The 22,328-nt window shown below is 30.3% G+C and carries 21 protein-coding genes; 12 read left to right on the top strand and 9 right to left on the bottom strand.

All coding sequences use genetic code 11. The annotated features are described in order from the left end of the window. Positions 1–409: 409 nt before the first annotated feature. Positions 410–760, top strand: a complete 351-nt coding sequence (locus tag ACFQ1U_RS00105) for a hypothetical protein (RefSeq protein ID WP_386104048.1) — start codon at positions 410–412, stop codon at positions 758–760. A 56-nt stretch (positions 761–816) separates the two neighbouring features. On the opposite strand, the gene ACFQ1U_RS00100 is transcribed toward ACFQ1U_RS00105, so the two are convergent. The 3 genes from ACFQ1U_RS00100 to idi are packed head-to-tail and all read right to left on the bottom strand — an operon-like array spanning position 817 to position 2,745. Continuing rightward, positions 817–1,800, bottom strand: coding sequence for a type I phosphomannose isomerase catalytic subunit (locus ACFQ1U_RS00100; RefSeq protein ID WP_386104046.1), 984 nt, complete (start codon positions 1,798–1,800; stop codon positions 817–819). After that, a complete protein-coding gene (locus ACFQ1U_RS00095) occupies positions 1,800–2,213 on the bottom strand; it encodes a 6-pyruvoyl trahydropterin synthase family protein (RefSeq protein ID WP_386104044.1) in 414 nt (137 codons plus the stop codon). Before ACFQ1U_RS00095 ends, ACFQ1U_RS00100 begins: the two co-directional genes overlap by 1 nt. Beyond that, positions 2,206–2,745, bottom strand: a complete 540-nt coding sequence (gene idi, locus ACFQ1U_RS00090; protein ID WP_386104042.1) for an isopentenyl-diphosphate Delta-isomerase — start codon at positions 2,743–2,745, stop codon at positions 2,206–2,208. Before idi ends, ACFQ1U_RS00095 begins: the two co-directional genes overlap by 8 nt. Before the next feature lie 112 nt (positions 2,746–2,857). Here idi and ACFQ1U_RS00085 point away from each other — a divergent pair, with 112 nt between their 5' ends. The 9 genes from ACFQ1U_RS00085 (at position 2,858) to ACFQ1U_RS00045 (ending at position 12,075) form a co-directional block, all read left to right on the top strand. Then, the gene (locus ACFQ1U_RS00085) at positions 2,858–3,556 is read left to right on the top strand and encodes a peptidylprolyl isomerase (RefSeq protein WP_386104040.1); all 699 of its coding nucleotides are present in this window, start codon (positions 2,858–2,860) and stop codon (positions 3,554–3,556) included. A gap of 99 nt (positions 3,557–3,655) precedes the next feature. Beyond that, a complete protein-coding gene (locus ACFQ1U_RS00080) occupies positions 3,656–5,245 on the top strand; it encodes a peptide chain release factor 3 (protein ID WP_386104038.1) in 1,590 nt (529 codons plus the stop codon). After that, the gene (locus ACFQ1U_RS00075; RefSeq protein ID WP_386104036.1) at positions 5,238–6,797 is read left to right on the top strand and encodes a hypothetical protein; all 1,560 of its coding nucleotides are present in this window, start codon (positions 5,238–5,240) and stop codon (positions 6,795–6,797) included. The genes ACFQ1U_RS00080 and ACFQ1U_RS00075 overlap by 8 nt, the downstream gene beginning before the upstream one ends. 28 nt (positions 6,798–6,825) lie before the next feature. After that, positions 6,826–7,755, top strand: a complete 930-nt coding sequence (locus ACFQ1U_RS00070) for a peptidylprolyl isomerase (RefSeq protein ID WP_386104034.1) — start codon at positions 6,826–6,828, stop codon at positions 7,753–7,755. Between the two features lie 152 nt (positions 7,756–7,907). Beyond that, complete coding sequence (locus tag ACFQ1U_RS00065; RefSeq protein WP_386104032.1) at positions 7,908–8,972, top strand: energy transducer TonB; 1,065 nt, start codon at positions 7,908–7,910, stop codon at positions 8,970–8,972. 286 nt (positions 8,973–9,258) lie between these two features. Beyond that, positions 9,259–9,969: a TonB family protein gene (locus ACFQ1U_RS00060; protein ID WP_386104030.1), complete on the top strand. Its 711-nt coding sequence runs from the start codon at positions 9,259–9,261 to the stop codon at positions 9,967–9,969. 122 nt (positions 9,970–10,091) lie between these two features. Then, the gene (locus ACFQ1U_RS00055) at positions 10,092–11,186 is read left to right on the top strand and encodes an energy transducer TonB (protein WP_386104028.1); all 1,095 of its coding nucleotides are present in this window, start codon (positions 10,092–10,094) and stop codon (positions 11,184–11,186) included. 90 nt (positions 11,187–11,276) lie between these two features. Beyond that, positions 11,277–11,738, top strand: coding sequence for an Mpo1 family 2-hydroxy fatty acid dioxygenase (locus tag ACFQ1U_RS00050; protein WP_386104027.1), 462 nt, complete (start codon positions 11,277–11,279; stop codon positions 11,736–11,738). Position 11,739: 1 nt separating this feature from the next. Then, positions 11,740–12,075 carry a tRNA-binding protein gene (locus tag ACFQ1U_RS00045; RefSeq protein ID WP_386104025.1) on the top strand — a complete coding sequence of 112 codons (336 nt, stop codon included), beginning with the start codon at positions 11,740–11,742 and terminating at the stop codon, positions 12,073–12,075. On the opposite strand, the gene ACFQ1U_RS00040 is transcribed toward ACFQ1U_RS00045, so the two are convergent. Further along, positions 12,072–12,230 (bottom strand): YqaE/Pmp3 family membrane protein, encoded by a 159-nt coding sequence (locus ACFQ1U_RS00040; RefSeq protein ID WP_386104023.1) that lies wholly within the window; start codon positions 12,228–12,230, stop codon positions 12,072–12,074. The genes ACFQ1U_RS00045 and ACFQ1U_RS00040 overlap by 4 nt on opposite strands. Before the next feature lie 105 nt (positions 12,231–12,335). Next, positions 12,336–13,142 carry a DUF1338 domain-containing protein gene (locus tag ACFQ1U_RS00035; RefSeq protein ID WP_386104021.1) on the bottom strand — a complete coding sequence of 269 codons (807 nt, stop codon included), beginning with the start codon at positions 13,140–13,142 and terminating at the stop codon, positions 12,336–12,338. Between the two features lie 94 nt (positions 13,143–13,236). Here ACFQ1U_RS00035 and ACFQ1U_RS00030 point away from each other — a divergent pair, with 94 nt between their 5' ends. Both ACFQ1U_RS00030 and ACFQ1U_RS00025 read left to right on the top strand, forming a co-directional pair. Continuing rightward, complete coding sequence (locus tag ACFQ1U_RS00030; RefSeq protein ID WP_386104019.1) at positions 13,237–16,134, top strand: FAD-binding and (Fe-S)-binding domain-containing protein; 2,898 nt, start codon at positions 13,237–13,239, stop codon at positions 16,132–16,134. Positions 16,135–16,199: 65 nt separating this feature from the next. Further along, a complete protein-coding gene (locus ACFQ1U_RS00025; protein WP_386104017.1) occupies positions 16,200–16,652 on the top strand; it encodes a hypothetical protein in 453 nt (150 codons plus the stop codon). A 61-nt stretch (positions 16,653–16,713) separates the two neighbouring features. Here ACFQ1U_RS00025 and ACFQ1U_RS00020 read toward each other — a convergent pair whose 3' ends face one another. From ACFQ1U_RS00020 to ACFQ1U_RS00005, 4 genes are all read right to left on the bottom strand, one after another. After that, the gene (locus tag ACFQ1U_RS00020) at positions 16,714–17,583 is read right to left on the bottom strand and encodes an OmpA/MotB family protein (protein WP_386104015.1); all 870 of its coding nucleotides are present in this window, start codon (positions 17,581–17,583) and stop codon (positions 16,714–16,716) included. Positions 17,584–17,730: 147 nt separating this feature from the next. Beyond that, positions 17,731–19,863, bottom strand: a complete 2,133-nt coding sequence (locus tag ACFQ1U_RS00015) for an OmpA family protein (RefSeq protein WP_386104013.1) — start codon at positions 19,861–19,863, stop codon at positions 17,731–17,733. A 28-nt stretch (positions 19,864–19,891) separates the two neighbouring features. After that, positions 19,892–20,845, bottom strand: coding sequence for a PorP/SprF family type IX secretion system membrane protein (locus ACFQ1U_RS00010; protein WP_386104011.1), 954 nt, complete (start codon positions 20,843–20,845; stop codon positions 19,892–19,894). Between the two features lie 22 nt (positions 20,846–20,867). Further along, on the bottom strand, positions 20,868–22,328 hold a 1,461-nt coding region (locus ACFQ1U_RS00005), incomplete at its 5' end, for an Ig-like domain-containing protein (RefSeq protein ID WP_386104009.1).

Here is a 22,328-nt window from a genome sequence, read left to right as displayed (position 1 = left end):
TAATTAAAATGATATTCGTAAAACTTTAACATATTATTTTTCAAGTCTATAGTAATCACTATAACAAGTTTTCTATATTTGAACTATCATGAAAGGCAAATTAAACACATACAAAATTCAAGGCAACATAATTTCTACAATTATGTGTACAACTACTATGCGCCAGCAGCAGTATTGTATGTATGCACCTTTTAAGTGATTTAGATAAAGAATTTAATTTATATATATAACTAAAAGGTGCTTTTTTTACAAAAGCACCTTTTTTAATTTAAACATTTTTAAAATTTAATAAACATGATGACAACAGTTAAAACAACCCAGCAAATTCAACAATGTTCAATGATTATGTATCGCTTACAAAATACATCGTTTAAAGAACCGCATTTTATAAACCTCAATCCGTAACATTATGAATAACTTACATAACGCACCTCATCAACTACAATTTACTGTTAGCAAAAAACAGGTTAGCAAAAAAAATGTGCTAAAAACCTCTATTTTATATGATAAAGTTGAGCGTTCTGCCAATTTATCTGTAAACCCATATAAAGCTGAACTTATTAAAGATGGCTTTTCCTCATTTGAACTCAACATTATTAACAATGCTTATTTAAATGATAAGCTGATATTTAAGAATAATATTAAAAAATATAACGATTCTGAATTGGAACTAAAGATAACTGTTTATAAAAATTCAGAGTTGAAAAAAGATATAATCTGTAAAGCTACTTTTGGTTATATATTAGAAAAAGCTTCTTAGTTAAGCTTTTTTGGTTTGTTTGTTTGGTAAAAGCTCAAGGTTTCCCCTTGAGCTTTTTATTTAATATATACTTCTAATAATTCAGACAAACCATTTGTTGAGTTTATAGAAAACTCTTTTAAACCTGCAGGAACTAACAATGTTTCTCCAGCTTCTAAAGAAGTGCTAATCTTATTATAATTAAACACTGTTTTACCAGAAACACACATGTAAATAACAAAACTATCTTTAGAGCTGTTATTTACATTAACCGTTCCGTTGATTGGAAATATATTCGTTGTAAAATAAGGACAGGAAACTATTTCTGATGCTTTATTTTCCTCCGATTCATAATTAGTATTATACTGTTCTTTAGCTTTATAATCTATCGCATCTAAAGCTAAATCTGTATGCAACTCTCTATAATTTCCGGCGGAATCTTGGCGATCCCAATCATAAACTCTGTAAGTTATATCTGATGTTTGTTGAATTTCTGCTAGTAAAACCCCAGCTCCGATGGCATGAACTCTTCCTGTGGGAATAAAATAAACATCTCCTTTAGAAACAACATCTACATTTAAAATGTCTAATAACGATTTGTTTTCTAAATGTTTTAGGTACTCCTTTTGAGTACTATCTTTTTTAAAACCAACTATTAGATTTGCGTTTTCATCTGCTTGCATTACATACCACATTTCTGTTTTCCCAAAAGAGTTATGTCTTTTTTGAGCCAGATCGTCGTGCGGATGTAATTGAATACTCAGCGCCTCTTTAGCGTCTATAAACTTAATTAATAACGGAAATTTTTCTCCAAACTGGTTGTACACTTTCTCGCCTACTAATGAAGATTTATAAGTACTTAAAAGTTCTTTTAAATCTTTTCCTTTTAAATTTCCGTTTGCAACTATAGAAGTATCTCCTTCTACATCAGAAAGCTCCCAACTTTCACCAATATTAGATGAGTTAGTTGCTTTATTTAAATGTGTACGTAGCTTTTCACCTCCCCAAATTTTCTCTTTTAAGATAGGTGTGAATTTTAAAAACTGATTGACTTTAGACATTAATCGCCTGAATAGGTTACAAAATTGCGTGGTGTTTCATACAGAGTTATTTTTAAATCTAAACTGCTTGGCAAATGTTTGCGCAACTTATCATATATCACCACCGATATATTTTCTGCAGACGGATTTAAACTCTTAAATTCCTCAACCTCTATATTTAGGTTTTTATGATCAAAAGGTTCTTCAACCTCACTTTTAATTAAATTTTTCAGTTTTCCTAAATCATACACATAGCCCGTTTCTTTATCAATTTCTCCAGTTAAAGAAACAATTAACTCGTAATTATGCCCATGGTAATTTGGATTACTACATTTACTAAAAACCTCAAAGTTTTTTTCATCACTCCAATCTTGTCTATACAATCTGTGTGCTGCGTTAAAATGTGCTTTTCTGTGTACGGTAACTCTAGGCATTGTTTATAGACTTAAAGTTAGCAATTTTATTGTATGATTTTTCAAAAATAATTTTGAACCAAGCTGTGTATTGTTCTGGGTGTAACTCAATATCTTTTTTAACATCCTCTAAAGACATCCATTTATATGCTTCCGCTTCTTCTTTGTTAATTGTAGGTTCATCATTAAAATAACCAATCATAACATGATCTAACTCATGCTCTGTTAAACCATTATCAAAAGGCGCTTTGTAAATAAATGAAAACACTTCTTGTAACTCACATGAAAACCCCATTTCTTCTTGTAAACGTCTTTTTCCTGCTGATATATTATCTTCTCCATCACGTTGATGAGAACAACAAGTATTAGTCCATAACAAAGGCGAATGATATTTACTATGCGCTCTTTGTTGTAGCATTAATTCATTTTTGTTATTAAACACAAAAACAGAAAAGGCTCTGTGTAATTGTGCTTTTTCATGCGCTTCCATCTTTGGCATTAACCCTATTGGATTATCTTGCTCGTCTACTAAAATTACTTGTTCTTCGGTCATAGTAACAAATGTACTAAAATCAATACTTTCAAAAAACTATCTTTTTATAAATCTATACTATAAAAACTATAACAATAATTTATATTTACGGCCTCAAAATCTAATTTCTTTCATGAAACTATTTAAAATTCTTGTAATAATTACAGTATTTACATTTTTAAGTCAGTGTAAAAAAGAAGAAAAAAACACGCTGAAAGCAACAAAAAATACATCCAAGGAAATCAAACAAAAAACTGTTAAGAAAGTAGTAAAGCCCTGGGACAGTTTAAACCATAAAAACACTACAGCTTTTCTTACTAAATACGGCAATCAACATAAAGAAAATAAAGTTTTAATTAAAACTAGCTTGGGTAATATTACATTACGCTTGTATGAAGAAACCCCATTACATCGTGCTAGTTTTATTTTTCTTACTAAAATTGGGTATTTTAACAGTACCGTTTTTTATAGAATTGTAAAAAACATGGCTGTTCAAGGTGGTGATTCTGATAATAAAACTACCGCCAGAATTAGAAATAAATACAGAAACTATGTTATTAAGCCAGAAATCAATCCTTATAAAAAACATAAATATGGTGCTTTGGCTGCTGCTAGAAATTTAGACAACAACCCCAACAAACTATCAAGTCCTTTTGATTTTTATATTGTTAGCAATAAATATGGAGCTCATCATTTAGATGGTGATTATACTATTTTTGGTGAAGTTATTAGTGGTTTTTCTACGATACAAAAAATAGCCGCTGTAAAAACAACTCCAGATGAATGGCCAATTGAAGACATACCCATGACTATTGAAGTTTTAGATAAATAAACTTATACAATTAAACATTTTTAAAAGAGTAAAATAGCTGCAAGGTCGTTTTGCTCTTTCTTTTTTTAAAATGTAACTTTGCGCCTTCAATATTTATAGATGAGTTTTTTACAAGAAATACAAAAAAGAAGAACTTTCGGGATTATTTCTCACCCCGATGCAGGTAAAACTACCTTGACTGAAAAATTATTACTTTTTGGTGGTGCAATTCAAGAGGCTGGTGCAGTAAAAAGTAATAAAATTAAAAAAGGTGCTACATCAGATTTTATGGAAATTGAGCGTCAGCGTGGAATTTCTGTAGCTACCTCTGTTTTAGCATTTAATTACAAAGACAAAAAAATAAATATTTTAGATACACCAGGTCACAAAGATTTTGCTGAAGATACTTTTAGAACTTTAACAGCTGTAGATAGCGTTATTGTTGTAATTGATGTTGCAAAAGGTGTAGAGGAACAAACAGAAAAATTAGTTCAAGTTTGTAGAATGCGTAACATACCTATGATTGTGTTTATTAACAAACTGGATCGTGAAGGTAAAGATGCGTTTGATTTATTAGACGAAGTTGAACAAAAACTTGGTTTAAAAGTTACCCCACTTAGTTTCCCTATTGGAATGGGATATGATTTTAAAGGCATTTACAATATTTGGGAGAAAAAAATTAATGTATTTTCTGGTGATAATAAGCAAACTATTTCTGAAGGTGTTGAATTTGATGATATTAACAATCCAGAATTAGATAAATTAGTAGGTAAAAACGCTGCTGAAACACTTCGTGAAGAATTAGAACTGGTGTATGAAGTGTACCCAGATTTTGATCAAAAAGCATACGAACAAGGACAGTTACAGCCTGTATTTTTTGGTTCTGCTTTAAATAACTTTGGTGTAAAAGAATTGTTAGACTGTTTTATTGAAATTGCTCCAAACCCTCAGCCTAAAATGTCTGATACTCGTTTGGTAGATTCTAAAGAACAAAAACTAACAGGATTTGTATTTAAAATCCATGCAAATATGGATCCAAAACATCGAGACCGTTTAGCTTTTGTTAAAATAGTATCAGGTACTTTTAAAAGAAACACTCCATATTTACACGTTAGAAATGGTAAAAAAGTAAAATTCTCAAGTCCAAATGCATTTTTTGCTGAAAAGAAAGAAATTGTAGAAGAGTCTTTTGCGGGCGATATTGTTGGATTACATGACACAGGTAACTTTAAGATTGGAGATACGTTAACCGAAGGTGAAAACTTAAACTTTAAAGGAATTCCTAGTTTCTCTCCTGAACATTTTAGATATGTAAACAATGCAGATCCTCTTAAAGCAAAACAATTATATAAAGGTTTAGATCAGTTAATGGATGAAGGTGTAGCACAGCTTTTTACCTTAGAGATGAACGGAAGAAGAATTATAGGTACTGTAGGAGCACTTCAATATGAAGTAATTCAATATCGTTTAGAGCATGAATACAATGCTAAATGTACCTATGAAAACATTGCAGTACATAAAGCTTGCTGGGTTCAACCTGAAGATCCAAAAAACGAAGAATTTAAAGAGTTTAAAAGAGTTAAGCAACGTTATTTAGCAAAAGACAAACAAGGACAATTAGTATTTCTAGCTGATTCTCCTTTTACCATACAAATGACACAAAGCAAATACCCAACGGTTAAATTACATTTTACCAGTGAGTTTGAATAAGCAACAAATAATATATGTACTAACTCTCCTGTTGTTTTGTAATTTAAATGCTCAGGAAAAATTATCTGAATTACCAGGTAAAGAGTTACAGAATAAAATTCGTTTAAATTTTATTCCTGTAACCATGCCTACAGATCAATACCCTAACCTTAAACCAACAATGGGGTTAGTAGGTTTACACTATTTAGTGCCGTTTAACAACTGGCTATATGGTGGAGCTGGTTTTCATTATGCAGTAACAGGTGACCAAGGTGGTTTATTTACTTTAGGTGCTGAAATTGGAATTAATAAAAAAATCTATAACAATTTTTATGTAGATGCTAACTTTCATTTTGGTGGCGGTGGCGGATATAGATATCTTGTAAATGATGGTGCTTTTATCAATTCTAATGTTGGTTTACAATATAAAAAAAACAACTATTCGGTAGGAATTCAATATAGCTATATAGATTTTTTCTCAGGTAAAATTAACGACAATACTCTTTCTCTATTTATTGAAATTCCTAGTATTCTTCGTTTAACAGACTATAAAAACGCTCATAAAAAGTTTATATCCAACTCTAATTTAGAGGAAACTAATTTCTGGATGCAACCAGTTGTAAAAAATGTACAACAAGTACGTTTTGACTTCTTTTTCCCTTTTGGTGATTCTAAAAAAGATAACGGAACACCTTTAGATGAAACGTTATATGTTTTAGGATTTGAATATCAAAAACATTTAAATGAGCAAACTTTTCTATTCGCTCATACAGATGCAATATACAAAGGCTTACGCGCTGGATTTATGGATTTATTTGTGGGAGCAGGTTATCATCCTTACCAATCTAAATACCTAAACTTTTTTACCAAATTTGGTATCGGGGCTGCTGGTGGTAGAATTGCCCCTGAAGGTGGATTAACCATTTACCCTTCTGCTGGTCTTGATATTAAGTTAGCAAATAATTTTACGTTAAGTGGCCATGGAGGCTATTACAGAGCTTTAGATGGTGACTTTGAAGCTTACACAATTGGTTTTGGTGTTAAATATTTAGGATTAAATGGTGGAACTGTAAGTTCCCCTAAAAAACAATTATCAAATTTCTACACACAAGGAATAACGGTAAGTTTAGAAAATCAAACTTATTTTAAAGTTAATAAAACAGATGATCTAGAAAATATTTTAAATACAGATTTACAATTACTTTCCTTACAATTTAATTATGATATCAACAAAAACATATATTTAATTGGTGAAGCTGGTTTTGCTTACGGAGGTAGATCTGGAGGATATGCGCATGGTTTAGTTGGAGCAGGTTTTAAAACAAACCCTTTATTAAACTCACCTTTAAGTTTATTTATAGATTTAACAGGTGGTGCTGCTGGTGGTGCTGGAGTAGATACTGGTGAAGGTATTATTGTTAGACCTTCGGCAGGTATAAATCTCAACATTACAAATAACTTTGCTTTTACTGTTTCTGGTGGACAATTATATGCTCCTTTTGGAAACGTAAACGCTACAAATTTAAATATCGGAATAAATTATAGTTTTGGTAGTTTATCCGCAAAGAAATAAAGTGTAAATAGAATTAAAAATTAAACAAATGAACAACGGAATTTATGCAAAGTTCACAACACCTAAAGGTGATATTTTAGTGAATTTAGAATATGAAAAAACTCCAGGAACAGTAGGTAACTTTGTTGCTTTAGCTGAAGGAAATTTAGAAAACGACGCACGTCCACAAGGACAGCCATATTATAACGGATTGAAGTTTCACCGTGTAATTGCTGATTTCATGATCCAAGGTGGATGTCCACAAGGAACAGGAACTGGTAACCCAGGTTATAAGTTTGATGATGAAATTCATCCTGATTTAAAGCACGATGCTCCAGGTAAATTATCAATGGCAAATGCTGGACCTGGTACAAATGGCTCTCAATTTTTCATAACGCATGTTGCTACTCCTTGGTTAGACGGAAAACATACTGTATTTGGAAGCGTAATTGAAGGACAAGATGTTGTTGACGCTGTTGAGCAAGATGATGAAATGAATGTTGAAATAATTCGTGTTGGTGAAATAGCTGAAAAATGGAATGCTGTTGAAGCTTTCAGATCTTTTGAAGGAGAACGTGAAAAACGTGAAGCTGCTGAAAAAGCAAAACAAAAAGAACTTTTAGATCAAGTTGCAGCTGGTTATGATGAAACTCCAAGTGGATTGCGTTATAAAATTTTACAGAATGGAGAAGGTAAAAAAGCTACTAAAGGCGCTGTAGTATCTGTACACTATAAAGGTCAGTTGTTGGATGGAACTGTTTTCGATTCATCTTATAAGCGTAAACAACCAATCGATTTTACTATTGGTGTAGGCCAAGTAATTCCAGGTTGGGATGAAGGAATTCAATTATTACAAGTAGGCGATAAAGCTCGTTTAGTAATACCTTCTAATTTAGCCTATGGAGCCGCTGGCGCGGGTGGTGTAATTCCTCCTAACGCAACCTTAATTTTTGATGTAGAATTAATGAATGTAAAGTAACTTAAACTTACATCTTCAATAAAAATTTATTCAAAAAACCTTTAGTTTTATCTAAAGGTTTTTTTAGTTTATTAACATATATTTAAAAAACTTAACAATAAGTTAACATTAGTTGTAACATATTTGTAAAACTTATCATAAAACCCCAACTAATGAAAAAAAACTACCTAATCTTCATCAAACTTTTATTTATTCCATTTTATATTTCATCTCAAAATAATACTTGTACGTCTGATACTGATTTAATTGCAGATTTAAATAGTATAACTAAATGTAGTATAAAAGAAGCTGTATCAGGAAATAAAAAAACAAAAAAAGTAACTATAGTAGTTCAAACTAAAAGAAAACCTAGAGAAGCTTCAAAAAATTTACAACTTTCATCAAATAATAAAATAGATGAATTTAAACGAAATACTTTATTAGTAAGTAAACTAGAAATTAGAAATAAAGAAGCTTTAAAAAACAAATTACCATTTAGCATAGTTGAAGAGAAACCTAGATTTAAAGCATGCGAAGCTTTATTTGAGGTTGATGCAGAAAAATGTTTTAACAAAGAATTACAAAATCATATTAAAAACAGACTTAATTACCCAAGAAAAGCCTTATGGCATCAAATGGAAGGTAAAGTACTTGTTCAATTTATGATCGATAAAGAAGGGAACGTTGCAAGCATACAATCTAAAGGACCAAAAAATGGAAAACTTTTAGAAGAAGAAGCTGAAAGAGTGATTGCTAGTTTACCCAAGTTTTCGCCTGGAAAAGTTAAAGGAGAAGCTGTATACGTAAACAAAGGTGTACCTATTAATTTTAAACTACCTAAACAATACAGAAGTGCTTCAAAAAAATATATAAGTTTTGCTAAAATACTAGATTTTGAAGCTGTTGATGAGCTTCCAAAATTTGAAAAATGCTTAAATGATAATGACGGAAGTATTGATTGTTTCAATAACGAAATAATTCAACATATAGAAGCTAACTTTAAATACCCAAAACAAGCTGTTGAAGATAATATAGAAGGTAATATTATAGCGGAGTTCATTATTAATGAAAAGGGGAAGATTACGAATATACAATTAACTGCTCCTGAGAACGCTAAAATTTTAGAAAGAGCAGCTGAAAGATTAATAGAAAAGTTACCTCAATTTACACCTGCAACTAAGTCTAATAAAAAAGTAAAAGTTAAGTATACTATACCTATAGAGTTTAAACTAAGTTAATGATATTATTATTGTAATCAAGTAGTATTTGAATTTAAGATATATTAATGAAACAACACAGAAAAACCTTAAAACACTTGATTTAAAACAAAATAAATCTAAACCTAAATACTAAGCAAAGTAAAAATAAAGTTAAGACACATTGTTAAAATGTGTCTTAATTGTAAATTTAATGTAAACTCTTAACATTATAATTAACATTAGCTAACAGTTCAATAAGTTAGAATTAACGGAATTTGGAGAGAATTTTGTGAAATTTGAGATAATTAAACAATCCTCCAACAATATGAAAAGAATAATTCTAACTAGTATGCTTTTAGTTGCATACTGCTCAAATTCCTATTCTCAAAGAAATAAGGAACAATGCGAAAACCCAACAATTGAGTTGAATGACCTAAACTCTATAACCAAATGCTCTATTGAGAAAGATGATAATGAAAACAATGATACTAAGGTTGTTTTGAACATTACTGCAAATTATAAAACTCGAAAAAAAACAGCTTCTCATATAATCAGAAGAAAAAAGAAAAGATCTTCAATATTATCAGATGAAACTGAATTAACTAAATCTGTAGATAATAACTTAGGAACTATAGAACTAAAGAAAGAAATTATTACTAAAAATAATTTAAATAATTCAGCTGTTGTATTATTTTCGTTAGTAGATGAAAAACCTAGTTTTACTAAGTGTAAAAAAGTAAGTTCAAACCAAAAAACTGCTTGTTTTAACAATCAGATTTCTAGTCATTTTGCTAAGAATTTTTACCCAGAAAGAGTATCCAATGACGGAATTAGCGGTAAAGTATTTATACAATTTACGATAGATATGTCTGGAAATGTTAATAACCTTAAAGTCAAGTCTAATGTAAAGTCAGTAAAATTAGAAGATGAAATTGCGAGAGTAATTGAAAAACTACCAACTCTAATCCCCGGTAAACACAAGGGTTTACCAGTAAGTGTGGTGTATAACCTCCCAATAAATTTCACCTCAAATTAATACACAATCAACAGCCAATAGTACGTAGTTAATAAATAATCAATAAAAAAGTTATTTTTTCTTTAATATTTAGTTATTAATTAGTAAGTTAGCTGCGTTAACAATCCCTAATCCCTAAATTTATGGTTAGAAGACTATTATTATTGGCTGTAGTTGCTTGTCTACACCAATCGCTAAATGCACAATCGAAAGAAGTTTGTGACACACCTGTAAGTGACGATCCAGCATTAAGTATGAATAGTATTACTAAATGTGCTATTGAAACAAAAGATGAAAACGGAAATAAAGTTAATCGAGTTTCTATTGAGGTTACTACTCGTAAAAGAGTTATCCGAAAAAGAGATGCGGTTACTGGTGTTGGTGGTACTGTGAGTGGTTCTAAACTTGCTGACATTAAAAAGAAAGCTTCTTTAGTTGGATCTTTAGATTTATCAAGAGAAGAAGTTGTTGAAAAGGTACCTTTCACTTTAGTACAAGAAATTCCATTATTTAAATCATGTGAAAAAGTTGCTTTGTATGAGCAAGAAAAATGTTTTAAAGAAGAAATTTCTAATCATATCAGAAGAAATTTCAGATATCCTAGTGAAGCATACGAAAAAAGTATTCAAGGTAGAGTTCTTGTTCAATTCGTTATTCAAAAAGATGGTACTGTTGGTGACTTAAATTTAAGAGGACCTTATGGTGGTGCTTTATTAGAAGAAGAAGCTGAAAGAATTATAAAGAAATTACCTAAATTTAAGCCTGGTAAACACAATGGTAGACCTGTAAAGGTTAAGTATGGTGTTCCTATTGGATTTAAAATTCCTGATAGAGCTCGAACTAACATAAAGCCAAAAACTAAAGTTGTTGCTTTAAAAGAAATTATTAAAGTTGAAGATGCTCAAGCAGCTCCATTATTTAGAGCCTGTGAAAAATCTGGAGATAAATCTATAAACTGTTTTAACACTGAAATGTTAAGACATATTAATAGATTCTTTAACTATCCTCAAGAAGCTATTGATAACAATATTGAAGGACGTGTTTATGCTTACTTTGTTATTGATAAAAACGGAGATGTTGTTAACATAAAAACTAGAGGGCCTAAAAACGGTGAATTATTAGCAGAATCAATCAAAAAGTTAATTGACAAATTACCAAAATTTGTTCCTGCTGAAAACAATGGAAGTAAAGTAAACGTAAAGTATACTTTCCCTATCAATTTTAAACTAAGCGAATAATCATAAATTTATTACTTGAAAGGCCAGATTTACATCTGGCCTTTTTTTTATGTTTAAAATATAAATTCTATATTTATTAAAACAAATGATATGAGAACAGCACAACAATGGTTTGATGAGTATGCAGTTAGTCATCAAAATGAAACAAACCAACTAATACATTACATATGTGTACCAGCTATTTTTTTTAGTGTAATTGGTTTATTCATGAGTATTCCGAATCAACTTTTAAAAGATGTACTAGGATTATATAATCCATTAATTGAAAATTGGGCCTTTGTTATTGGTGTATTAATAAGTGTTTTTTTTTATTTGAGATTAGGATTCTGGTATTTTATAAAAATGCTTTTTCTAATTTTACTCTCTATTGCCGGTAATAATTGGATAAACAATACTACTAACCTATTTTACACATCTTTAATTATTTTTGCTATTGCCTGGGTTGGTCAGTTTTATGGACATAAAGTAGAAGGTAAAAAACCTTCTTTTATTAAAGATTTACAATTTTTACTAATTGGTCCTTTATGGGTGATACAAAAACTAACAAAATAAAATGGATACAATTAATTTTGATGATTTTTTAAAAGTTGATATTAGAATAGGAACCATTATTGAAGTTAGTGATTTTCCTAAAGCCAGAAAACCTGCTTATCAACTTAAATTAGATTTAGGTGAATTAGGCATTAAAAAATCTAGTGCTCAAATTACCGAGTTATATACCAAAGATGAATTACTTAACAAACAAGTTGCTTGTATTGTAAACTTTAAACCGAGACAGATAGCCAATTTCATGAGCGAATGTCTTGTATTAGGGATTTATAATAAAGAAGGTAAAGTAGTATTACTTAAACCTTCTAAAACAGTTAAAAATGGAGAACAAGTTTCTTAGCTCTTAGGATTATTTAGTATAACTAAAGCTCCAATAACTCCAGGAATCCATCCACAAATTGTAAGTATAAAAATTATCACAAAAGATCCACATCCTTTATCTATTACAGATAATGGCGGAAATAAAATAGCTAGCAATACTCTAAAAATATTCATGTTTATAATAGTGTTTATTATAAAGACGATATTTTTTAAAAATTGTAACACAAAACCCTGCATAAAGCAGGGTTTTTAACAAAAACAATATCAATAATAAGCAACTTATTGTAGCTTCATATCAGTACTTTCAAAAATTTTATCTGCAGAAGACGCTATAAAACCTGAATATAACTCACCATTTTTCATAGGATATCTAAATGCAAATTCATAATAACAAGAAGTAATTTCTTTTGTTCCTTCTTTAAAATCAACAGGAATTTTATCTGCTAATACACTAGATTGTTCAAGTAACTGCTCTGGTGTACCCTTAATTTCTCCTCCAGAAGTATTCATTTTAAAGCCTTCTTCTTTTAAAAATGTATTAACCTCTTGTAACGTACTAAAAGTTTCTAACTTATTTACATCCACAGTAAAATGGTTAGAGCAAAATCCATTAACATATAACCAAGCGGCATATTCACTTTCATCCATTAACTTTTCATAAACATCATAACTAGGTTGTTCCCATAATCTACCTTTAAAAACAAGATGTTTTGGGTTTAAATCTTCTTTTGATAAATTATCAATCAAAGCAGAAACTTTCTTCTGTAGATCTTCAGAAAACTCTTTTGTTTTTAACTGACTTATAAATACTCTTGGAGCATTTTTATCTGTTTTATGTTCATAATGTTTTGCATAAAGCTTTTTCGCTTCAAAAACGTAATCACCTTTCTCTTCATAACCAGCTTCTATAAAAGGAGTAGCCAATACTTCTATATTTACGCGTTCATCATCAAAGGTTCTAAATGCTACGTGATCATTAAATACAATATTACCTTTATCAGTAAATAGATCATATATTTTTTGGGCAGAAGGTGTACGCTCTGTGTATTCCTTCCATAATTTATTAAAGATTTCTGTTGTCTTCATTGTTTGATTTTTAACAAATATATATTATTCTGTTTAATTATTAAATTTTATTTTTAGCTTTTTCATAAAATTTATTCGGATATTTGTGTTAGTTATGATTGACAATTCCTCTTTAAAAATACTAGAAAAATCATTAGAAGGTGAATTATTTTTTGATGATTTACACAAAAGTCTTTATGCAACTGATGCTTCTGTTTACAGAAAAATTCCCGTTGCAGTTGCTTTTCCTAAAAATAACAATGATATAAAGTTACTAATAACATTTGCAAAAAACAATTCAACTACCTTAATACCAAGAACTGCTGGTACCTCTTTAGCAGGGCAGTGTGTTGGTGACGGTATTGTTGTTGATGTTTCTAAATACTTTACAAATATTTTAGCTTTTGATGAACAACAAAAAACTATTAAAGTTCAGCCAGGTGTTATTAGAGATGATTTAAACAGGTTTTTAAAGCCATTCGGTTTATTTTTTGGCCCAAATACATCTACTTCTAACAGATGTATGATTGGAGGTATGGTTGGTAATAATTCATCAGGTAGTACATCCATTAAATATGGAGTTACCAGAGATAAAGTTTTAGGGTTAAAAACTATACTTTCTGATGGTACTGAAGCAGAATTTTCTGCTATTAACTCACAACAATTCCGAAATAAAAGTATAGAAAACTCTTTAGAAGGAAGTATTTATAAAACTCTACTATTTGAATTAAGTGCTGCTGAAAACCAATTAGAAATTAAAAAAGAATTTCCAAAAAGCACAATTCATAGAAGAAATACAGGTTATGCTGTTGACGAATTTTTAACAGCTGATATTTTTGGAGGAGAATTAGATACAATAAATATTGCTCAGTTTTTAGCTGGTAGTGAAGGTACTTTGGCTTTTACCACAGAAATAACTTTACAACTAGATAGCTTACCTCCTACTCACAGTATCATGGTTTGCCCACATTTTTCAAATGTAAATGAAAGCTTAAAAGCTACTGTTATTGCCATGAAACATAATTTGTACACTTGTGAGTTAATGGATAAGGTAGTTTTAGATTGTACTAAAAACAACAGAGAACAATCTAAAAACCGCTTTTTTTTACAGGGAGATCCAGAAGCCGTTTTAATGTTAGAAGTTAAAGCTGATTCCATAGAAAAAGCAGAAAATCAAGCAGAAAAATTAATCCATGATTTGCAAAACAATGGTTTTGGATATCATCATCCTAAAGTATATGGTAAGGATATTCAAAAAGTATTAGATTTAAGAAAGGCCGGATTAGGATTATTAGGTAATATGGTTGGTGATGATAAAGCTGTTGCTTGTATTGAAGATACTGCTGTAGATTTAAATGATCTGCCCGCATATATCGAAGAGTTTTCCGCAATTATGGACAAATACGAGCAAAAAGCAGTGTATTATGCACATGCTGGCGCTGGGGAGCTCCATTTAAGACCTATTTTAAATTTAAAAAAGAGTGAAGATGTTGCCTTATTTAGAAAAATAACTACAGAAACTGCTAAACTTGTCAAAAAATATAATGGTTCTTTTAGTGGTGAACACGGAGACGGTATTGTTAGAGCAGAGTTCATCCCATTAATGATTGGAGAAAAAAACTACCAATTATTAAAACGTATTAAAAAAGCTTTTGATCCTGATAATGTATTTAACAAAGGAAAAATTACAGATGCTTTTCCTATGGATAAAAACCTGCGCTATGAAGTTGATAGAAAAGAGCCCGAAATTAAAACATTACTAGACTTTTCCGATAGTGAAGGTATTTTAAAATTAGCTGAAAAATGTAATGGATCTGGAGATTGTAGAAAATCACCAGAAGCAGGAGGAACTTTATGTCCTAGCTACAGAGCCACTAAAAACGAAAAAGACACTACCAGAGCTCGTGCTAATGCATTACGTGAATTTTTAACTAATTCAGAAAAAGTTAATAAGTTTAATCATAAAGAACTAAAAAAGGTATTTGATTTATGTTTAAGCTGTAAGGCTTGTGCTAGTGAATGTCCAAGTAATGTTGATGTAGCTAGTTTAAAAGCAGAATTTCTATATCAATATCAAGAAACTAACGGATATAGTTTTAGAAGTAAATTATTTGCTAATAATGCTAAATATAACAAACTAGGTAGCAAATTTCCTGTAATAACTAACCTATTAACCAATACTGCATTAGCTAAAAGTATTATGGGAGTAGCTCAAGAAAGAACTGTCCCTAAATTAGCTAAACAACCATTAAGCACTTGGCTAAACAAACACAATGGTATTTCAGCCAGTAAAAAAGTATATCTGTTTAATGATGAGTTCACTAATTTTTATGATACTGAAATAGGAAAAGATGCTGTTATTTTATTAGAAAAATTAGGTTATGAGGTATTGCATATACAACATGAAGAAAGCGCTCGTAGTTTTATCTCAAAAGGTTTTTTAAAAGAAGCGAAAAATATTGCTAATAAAAATATAGCAGCTTTTAAAAATATAATTAGTGAAAAAACTCCTTTAATAGGAATTGAGCCTTCTGCCATATTAACTTTTAAAGATGAATATATTCGATTAGCTGAAGACATATCAGCAGCAAAAAAAGTAGCTCAACATTGTTTTACTATTGAAGAATTCTTGGCAAATGAAATTATAAACGGAAATATATCCAGTGATAAATTCACAGATAAGCCTTTAAACTTAAAAATACACGGACATTGTCATCAAAAAGCATTATCTAGTACTCATGCAAGTTTTACTTGCTTAAATCTACCTAAAAACTACAATGTAACCATAATGAACACTGGATGCTGTGGAATGGCTGGTTCATTTGGGTATGAAAAAGAGCATTACAAAGTTAGTATGCAAGTTGGTGAAGATACCTTATTTCCAAAAGTAAGGAATTGTGATACTACCACGGAAATTGTTGCTTCTGGAACAAGCTGTAGGCATCAAATTTATGACGGTACACAAAGAATAGCTAAACACACAGTAACATTATTAAAAGAAGCTTTACTTTAAAAAATTGATTTTCAATACATTATTTAGTATCTTTAAGCAACTATTAACTTTTAAATTGATGTTGTATGAATACTAATAAAATCATATTTAAAAATGCTTTTATAATTTTTGCTGGAATTGCTATTTATTTCTTCTTAATGAAGTTATTAGGACTAGAAAATATATCTGAATTACGTTTTCTTAATTTTATTTTTGTTTTTTGGGGTGTAAATAACGCTATTAAAGCAAATATTAAATACAATCAAGAAAATTTGTATGTAAATAATTTTTCAGTTGGTGCAGCTACTTCGATAGTAAGTGTTGGTATTACAATACTTGGCTTACTTTTGTATGTTGGAGCTTTTGATCCTAATTTTATTGAGTTTTTAGAAACTTCGTTTTTTTGGGGAAGTAGGTTAAGCTTACCGCTAGTAGTATTTGCTTTAGCAATTGAAGGTATTGCTTCTTCGGTCACATGCTCATTTATACTAATGCAATATTATAAAAACTATAAGGTTCAAGACACTGTTCTATCTTAAAAAACAAAAAGCTCTGTTTTCACAGAGCTTTTTTCAACTTTAAAATATATTGTACCATTTATTAAGGTTCAATAGTTTGTGTTTCTGCCATCATACCAAAAAACTTATCTAAATTTGGTAAAATAACAATTCTTGTTCTTCTATTTCTTGCTCTGTTTGCAGATGTTTTATTATCTACAATTGGCATTGAACTACCTCTACCAGCAGCGATAAGTCTGTTTGATTCTACGTTATATTTTTTCTCTAAAATTCTAACAATAGAAGTTGCTCTTTTAACACTTAAATCCCAGTTATCTTGAACCACACCATTACTAATTGGTCTAGAATCTGTGTGACCTTCAATCATAACGTCCATACTAGGTTCAGAGTTAATTACATTCGCCAGTTGCTCAATTAATTTATAGGCTCTTTTTTTAACTTTATAACTTGCAGTATTAAACAGCATGTTGTCTGAAACAGAAATCATTACAACTGTTTCATCAATATTAATATTTACATCATCTGGATTTAAATCTGAAGTATCTATAGATTTTTTTAAGTTATAAGCTACTGCAATATTCATTGAATCTTTTAATGTTTTTGCATTCGCTAACTCAGAAGGATCCACCTTTTTTAAGGTTTCACGCATTTTTTCTTTTAATGAATTAGAAATTACAGCTGTGTTACCAACCATATCTAATTTTACATTATTTTCTTTTTGTAAAGAAGAATTAAAGTTTTTTAACGAATTAATTTTCGTATTGTAATCATCAACTCGTTCCTGAATTTTTGCAAACTTAGCCTCTAGTTCTTGTTTTTCTAGGGTTGTTTGCTGTAAGTTACCTTTGGTAGTATTATATTGTTCTTCTAATTCCGTATACTTTTTCTTAGATACACATGAAGTTAATGCAATAAATGCCAGAATTGCCAGGGGGACAATCTTATTTCTCATAATTAATTTAATTGATTAGTATTAGTTTGTAGTTGTAACGCTTTTAAAAATTAGTTATTATAACTTACTGTGTTAATATTTGTTAAATAAAAAAAGCCTTAACTTAAGTTAAGGCTTTACATTTACAATTATCGCAGATTTATCAATTTATCTACAATTAGTATCTCTCTTACATTTATTACTTCTTCCACTTCTATTTCTTCTAGATCGTGTTTTTCTAAACTCATTTAATTTAAGTAATAAACTATTTTTTGAGGTTTTCTTTTTATCAATATTTGTTTTTGATTTCTTTTTAATACTCTTTCTAGGCTGCATTAATTTAACCTGATCACCTTTTTTAACAATATAAAAATAAGATCTACGGTTTAATTGATGCTCTTCTTCAGAGCATTTCTTACTATTTTTATCATCACAATGATTTAATAACTGATCTTCACCGTAACCTATTGCACTTACAATTCGTTCTTTTTCTATTCCTCTAGAAACTATATAATCTCTTGTAGATTTTGCTCTTCTGTCTGATAAACTTCTATTGTAATTACTATTTCCTCTACTGTCTGTATGAGATTCTATTTTAATAACCATTTCAGGATGATTGGTCATTACAGTTACAATGTTTTCTAATTCATACATTGCATCTTCTCTAATATTAGATTTATCATAATCAAAATAAATAGGATTAATAACAATTTGGTTTCCTACTATTAATGGTCTTAAATTTAAATCTACCTGAACAACAGCATCATTAACTATTGATAACTCAGAATTTTCATTATCTGGTATATGATCTAACTTAGTGGCATTGATAGTAAATTTATCTTTACCACATGGAATTTCCTCAAATTTATAATTACCAAATTCATCGGTAATTGTTTCATCTACCAATTCACCATTTGCATCTATTAATTTAATGGTTACTCCAGCAATGAATGATTTATCAATAGTACTTCTTACAAAACCTGTAACGGTTTGCTCACAAACTGGATCTTCATAAATTATAAAACTATAAATATCATCGTCTCCTTTTCCTTTAGATCGATTTGATGAGAAAAATCCTTTTTTTCCTTTTTCATCTAGATAAAAAGCAAAATCATCTTTATCACTATTAAAAGGACTTCCCATATTTACAGCCTCCGCATAGGTATTATTATCGCCTATTTTGGTCTGAAAAATATCCATTAATCCGTAACCTATATGACCGTTTGATGAAAAATAAAGTGTACTATCTGCACCTATAAAAGGAAACATTTCTTTAGCGGGTGTGTTTACCGCAGGACCTAAATTAATAGGCTCTCCAAAAGTACCATCTTCATTTATTGCTGCTTTATAAATATCTGTTTGACCTAAACCACCAGGCATATCTGAGGTAAAATATAATGTTTTTTCATCAGGACTTAAAGCTGGTAGGCCAACAGAATATTCATCATCATTAAAAGGTAACTCTTCTACATCATAATACTCGCCTTTTTTGTATTTAGCCTTATATAATTTAAGGTTAACGGTTTCTTTTTTATCTTTTCTTACACGTCTCCCGTCGTAATTTACTCTTGTAAAATACATGGTTTTTCCATCTTTTGTAAATACAGGAGTAGATTCGTGATATCTAGTGTTAACTGCTGGAGGAAGTAAAACAACGTCTTCTAATTCAAAAATACTGTCCAATTCTGATCCTTCAAGTGGAGCAACATAACTGTAAGCTTTGTATATATCTAAAAATGGTTGATTATTCCATTTATATAATTTTTCTCTTCTGTCAGATTTTGGTACTGAAGAAGCAAAGTAAACATCATCATTATGTAAGAAACCTCCAAAATCAGAATAAGGAGTATTAATTGCTAAGTTTCTTATACTAATTCTTTTATTCTTATTGTTAGAGAAACTTAACAAATAATCTTCTTTAGAAATATCGTCTTTTATGGTATTATCACCTAATTCATCAGCAATAATTAAAAATAAAGAATCTGATTTTTTGTAATTACCATTACTTCTTAATACTTGTGCGTATTTGAATAAGTAATCAGTACCAACACTATCAAATCGTTTTACTAGCTTAGAGTACCAAAATTCAGCTTTAGCTGTTTGTGCATTATTATAATATGAATCTCCTAGCCTTTTAATTATATATTGAGATGTATCACCTTTTTGATAAATTGCTTCATATAAATTGGCCGCTTGCATGTAAGCAAACTCACTAAAATACCTATCTGCTACTCGCTTACTTTGTGATTGAATTGTAGTTGATATTAAAGCGATAGCGATTACTAAAATCTTTTTATTCATTGGTTATTTTTGAATATATCTTTTTCTTTTAGAAGAATCGTGGGGACTTCATTCTTGCTTCTTTAAATATTTCGTAACGTAACATTACTTCGTGTGTTCCTGAGTTGGCTACATTATAATTTGAGGTGGTTAAATCATATGCATATCCAATATGAAATGCTTCACTTACTTGAAAACCTAATAAGGCTGAAATGGAATCATCCCATCTCCAAGAAATACCAGCTCTAAATGTTTCATCAAATAAAAAGTTAGCTGAAATATCTAATGATAATGGTGCTCCTGCTACCCCCTTAAATAACGCAGCTGGTTTAAATTTAATATCTGGCGTTAGGTCATAAACATAACCTGCTATTAAAAAGAAGTGTAAACGCTCTGTTGCTACTTCTCCTAATTGATTATCTCCGTCATAATGCTCAGATCCTAAAAAGTTTGGAACCGATAATCCTACATACCAATCTGGTTCATGATAATAAATACCTGCTCCAATACTTGGTAAAAACTTATTTATTATATTATTATTGGCGTCAAAAACAGGATCATCATCTCTAGATTTTCCAACTGTCCAATCAATATTCAATAATCTTCCTCCTAACTTTAACCCAAATGCTAAATTACCTTCTTCACCTGTTTCTATAGTGTAAGAAGCATTAATATCTAAGTATTGTTCATGAGAAGGTCCTATTTTATCATTAACTAAGTTTATACCTAATCCAACACCACTATATCCTAATGGAGTATCATAACTTAATGTTTGTGTATCTGGTGCTCCTTCAAAACCTACCCATTGAGTTCTTCCTAATGCGCTAAGTACTGTATGCCCTTTAGAACCAACATAAGCAGGGTTAACCGCCATAGTATTAAACATATATTGTGTATACTGAGGATCTTGCTGTGCAAGTGCATTTGTATTTAAACAAATGCACAACAACACAGTTAAAATTGATGTTAGAGTTATTTTAGCTCTAAGATTATTTTGAATCATGTTTTCTTATTAGCGTTATGTATTATCTATTGATGTAAATCCACCCTTTAATAATTGGTTGTCCATCACCTAAATCAATAATATAATAGTAGGTTCCTACTGGCAATTGTTCTAATTGGTTTATGGTTGCTCTTCCGTTTGATACTCCTTCAAATTTAACATCATCATTATTATATCCTGTAGCTCCATAAACCTTATTACCCCATCTATTAAATATTTCTACCGTATTATTTTTATACTCTTCTTTATCAATACAATTAATTTGTAGGTAATCATTAAAACCATCTCCGTTAGGACTGAATTCATTAATAACAGTTAAACATGCATCTGTAACTGTAATTGTTACTTCAGCCGTTTCTGTTGTAATAGTTCCATCTGCATTAGTTACTGTAACCGTATATACAAATGTATCAATTCCTATGAAACCTTCATTAGGTGTATACGTAATTGTTCCATCAGAATTTATTGTTACCGTTCCATTAGCTGGATTAGTAGCATCAGTTACTGTAATTGCATCAGTAGTAAATGTATCATTTGCTAAAACATCAATATCCACAGATTCGTCATTTGCTACTTCGGCTTCATCATCAACAGTATCATCAACTGGATTTACCACTATAATAACTTCACTTGTACTACAACTTTGAGGTATTGCATTATTACATACTGTGTACGTAAAACTATCCGTTCCGTTATAATCTGCATCTGGTATGTAAATAATTACGTCATCACTTATATCGTCCGGCGTACCATTATCATCAATAACTACAAGTCCATTAGCTGGATCTGTTTCTATTGTTAACGTACCTGATGTTGTTATATTCTCATCATTAACTAAAACATCAATTGTTACTTCATTATCTTCATCTACTTCAGTATTATCAGAATTTGATATTACTGGATCTGTTGTTGGATCTGTACCATTAACTGTTACGGTTACTTCTGATGTTGAACAGTTTTGTGGTGTTGCTGTATCACAAACCGTATATGTAAAGGTATCTTCTCCTGTAAATCCATCAGCTGGTGTATACTCAATATAATCATCCGTAAGATCATCTGGCGTACCGTTGTCATTAACAGTTACTGTTCCGTTTGATCCGTCTATTGTACTGATACTTCCATCTGTTGGTACGTTACTATCGTTTCCTAAAACATCAATCGAAACTAAATCGCCTTCTGTTGTTACTGCTGAATCATCTACCGTTACAACTACTGGATCTACAACATCTGCTTCAACTGTTACAGTTACTTCTGACGTTGAACAGTTTTGTGGTGTTGCTGTATCACAAACCGTGTATGTAAAGGTATCTTCTCCTGTAAATCCATCAGCTGGTGTATACTCCACAAAATCATCCGTAAGATCGTCTGGTGTACCGTTGTCATTAACAGTTACTGTTCCGTTTGATCCGTCTGTTGTACTGATACTTCCATCTGTTGGTACGTTACTATCGTTTCCTAAAACATCAATCGAAACTAAATCGCC

This window comes from Tenacibaculum geojense (genome assembly GCF_042676005.1).
In the GTDB taxonomy this organism is placed as follows: Bacteria; Bacteroidota; Bacteroidia; order Flavobacteriales; family Flavobacteriaceae; genus Polaribacter; species Polaribacter geojense.
The sequence above is the reverse complement of the archived record's forward strand: the minus strand, read 5'-3'. Positions and strand labels throughout refer to the sequence as shown.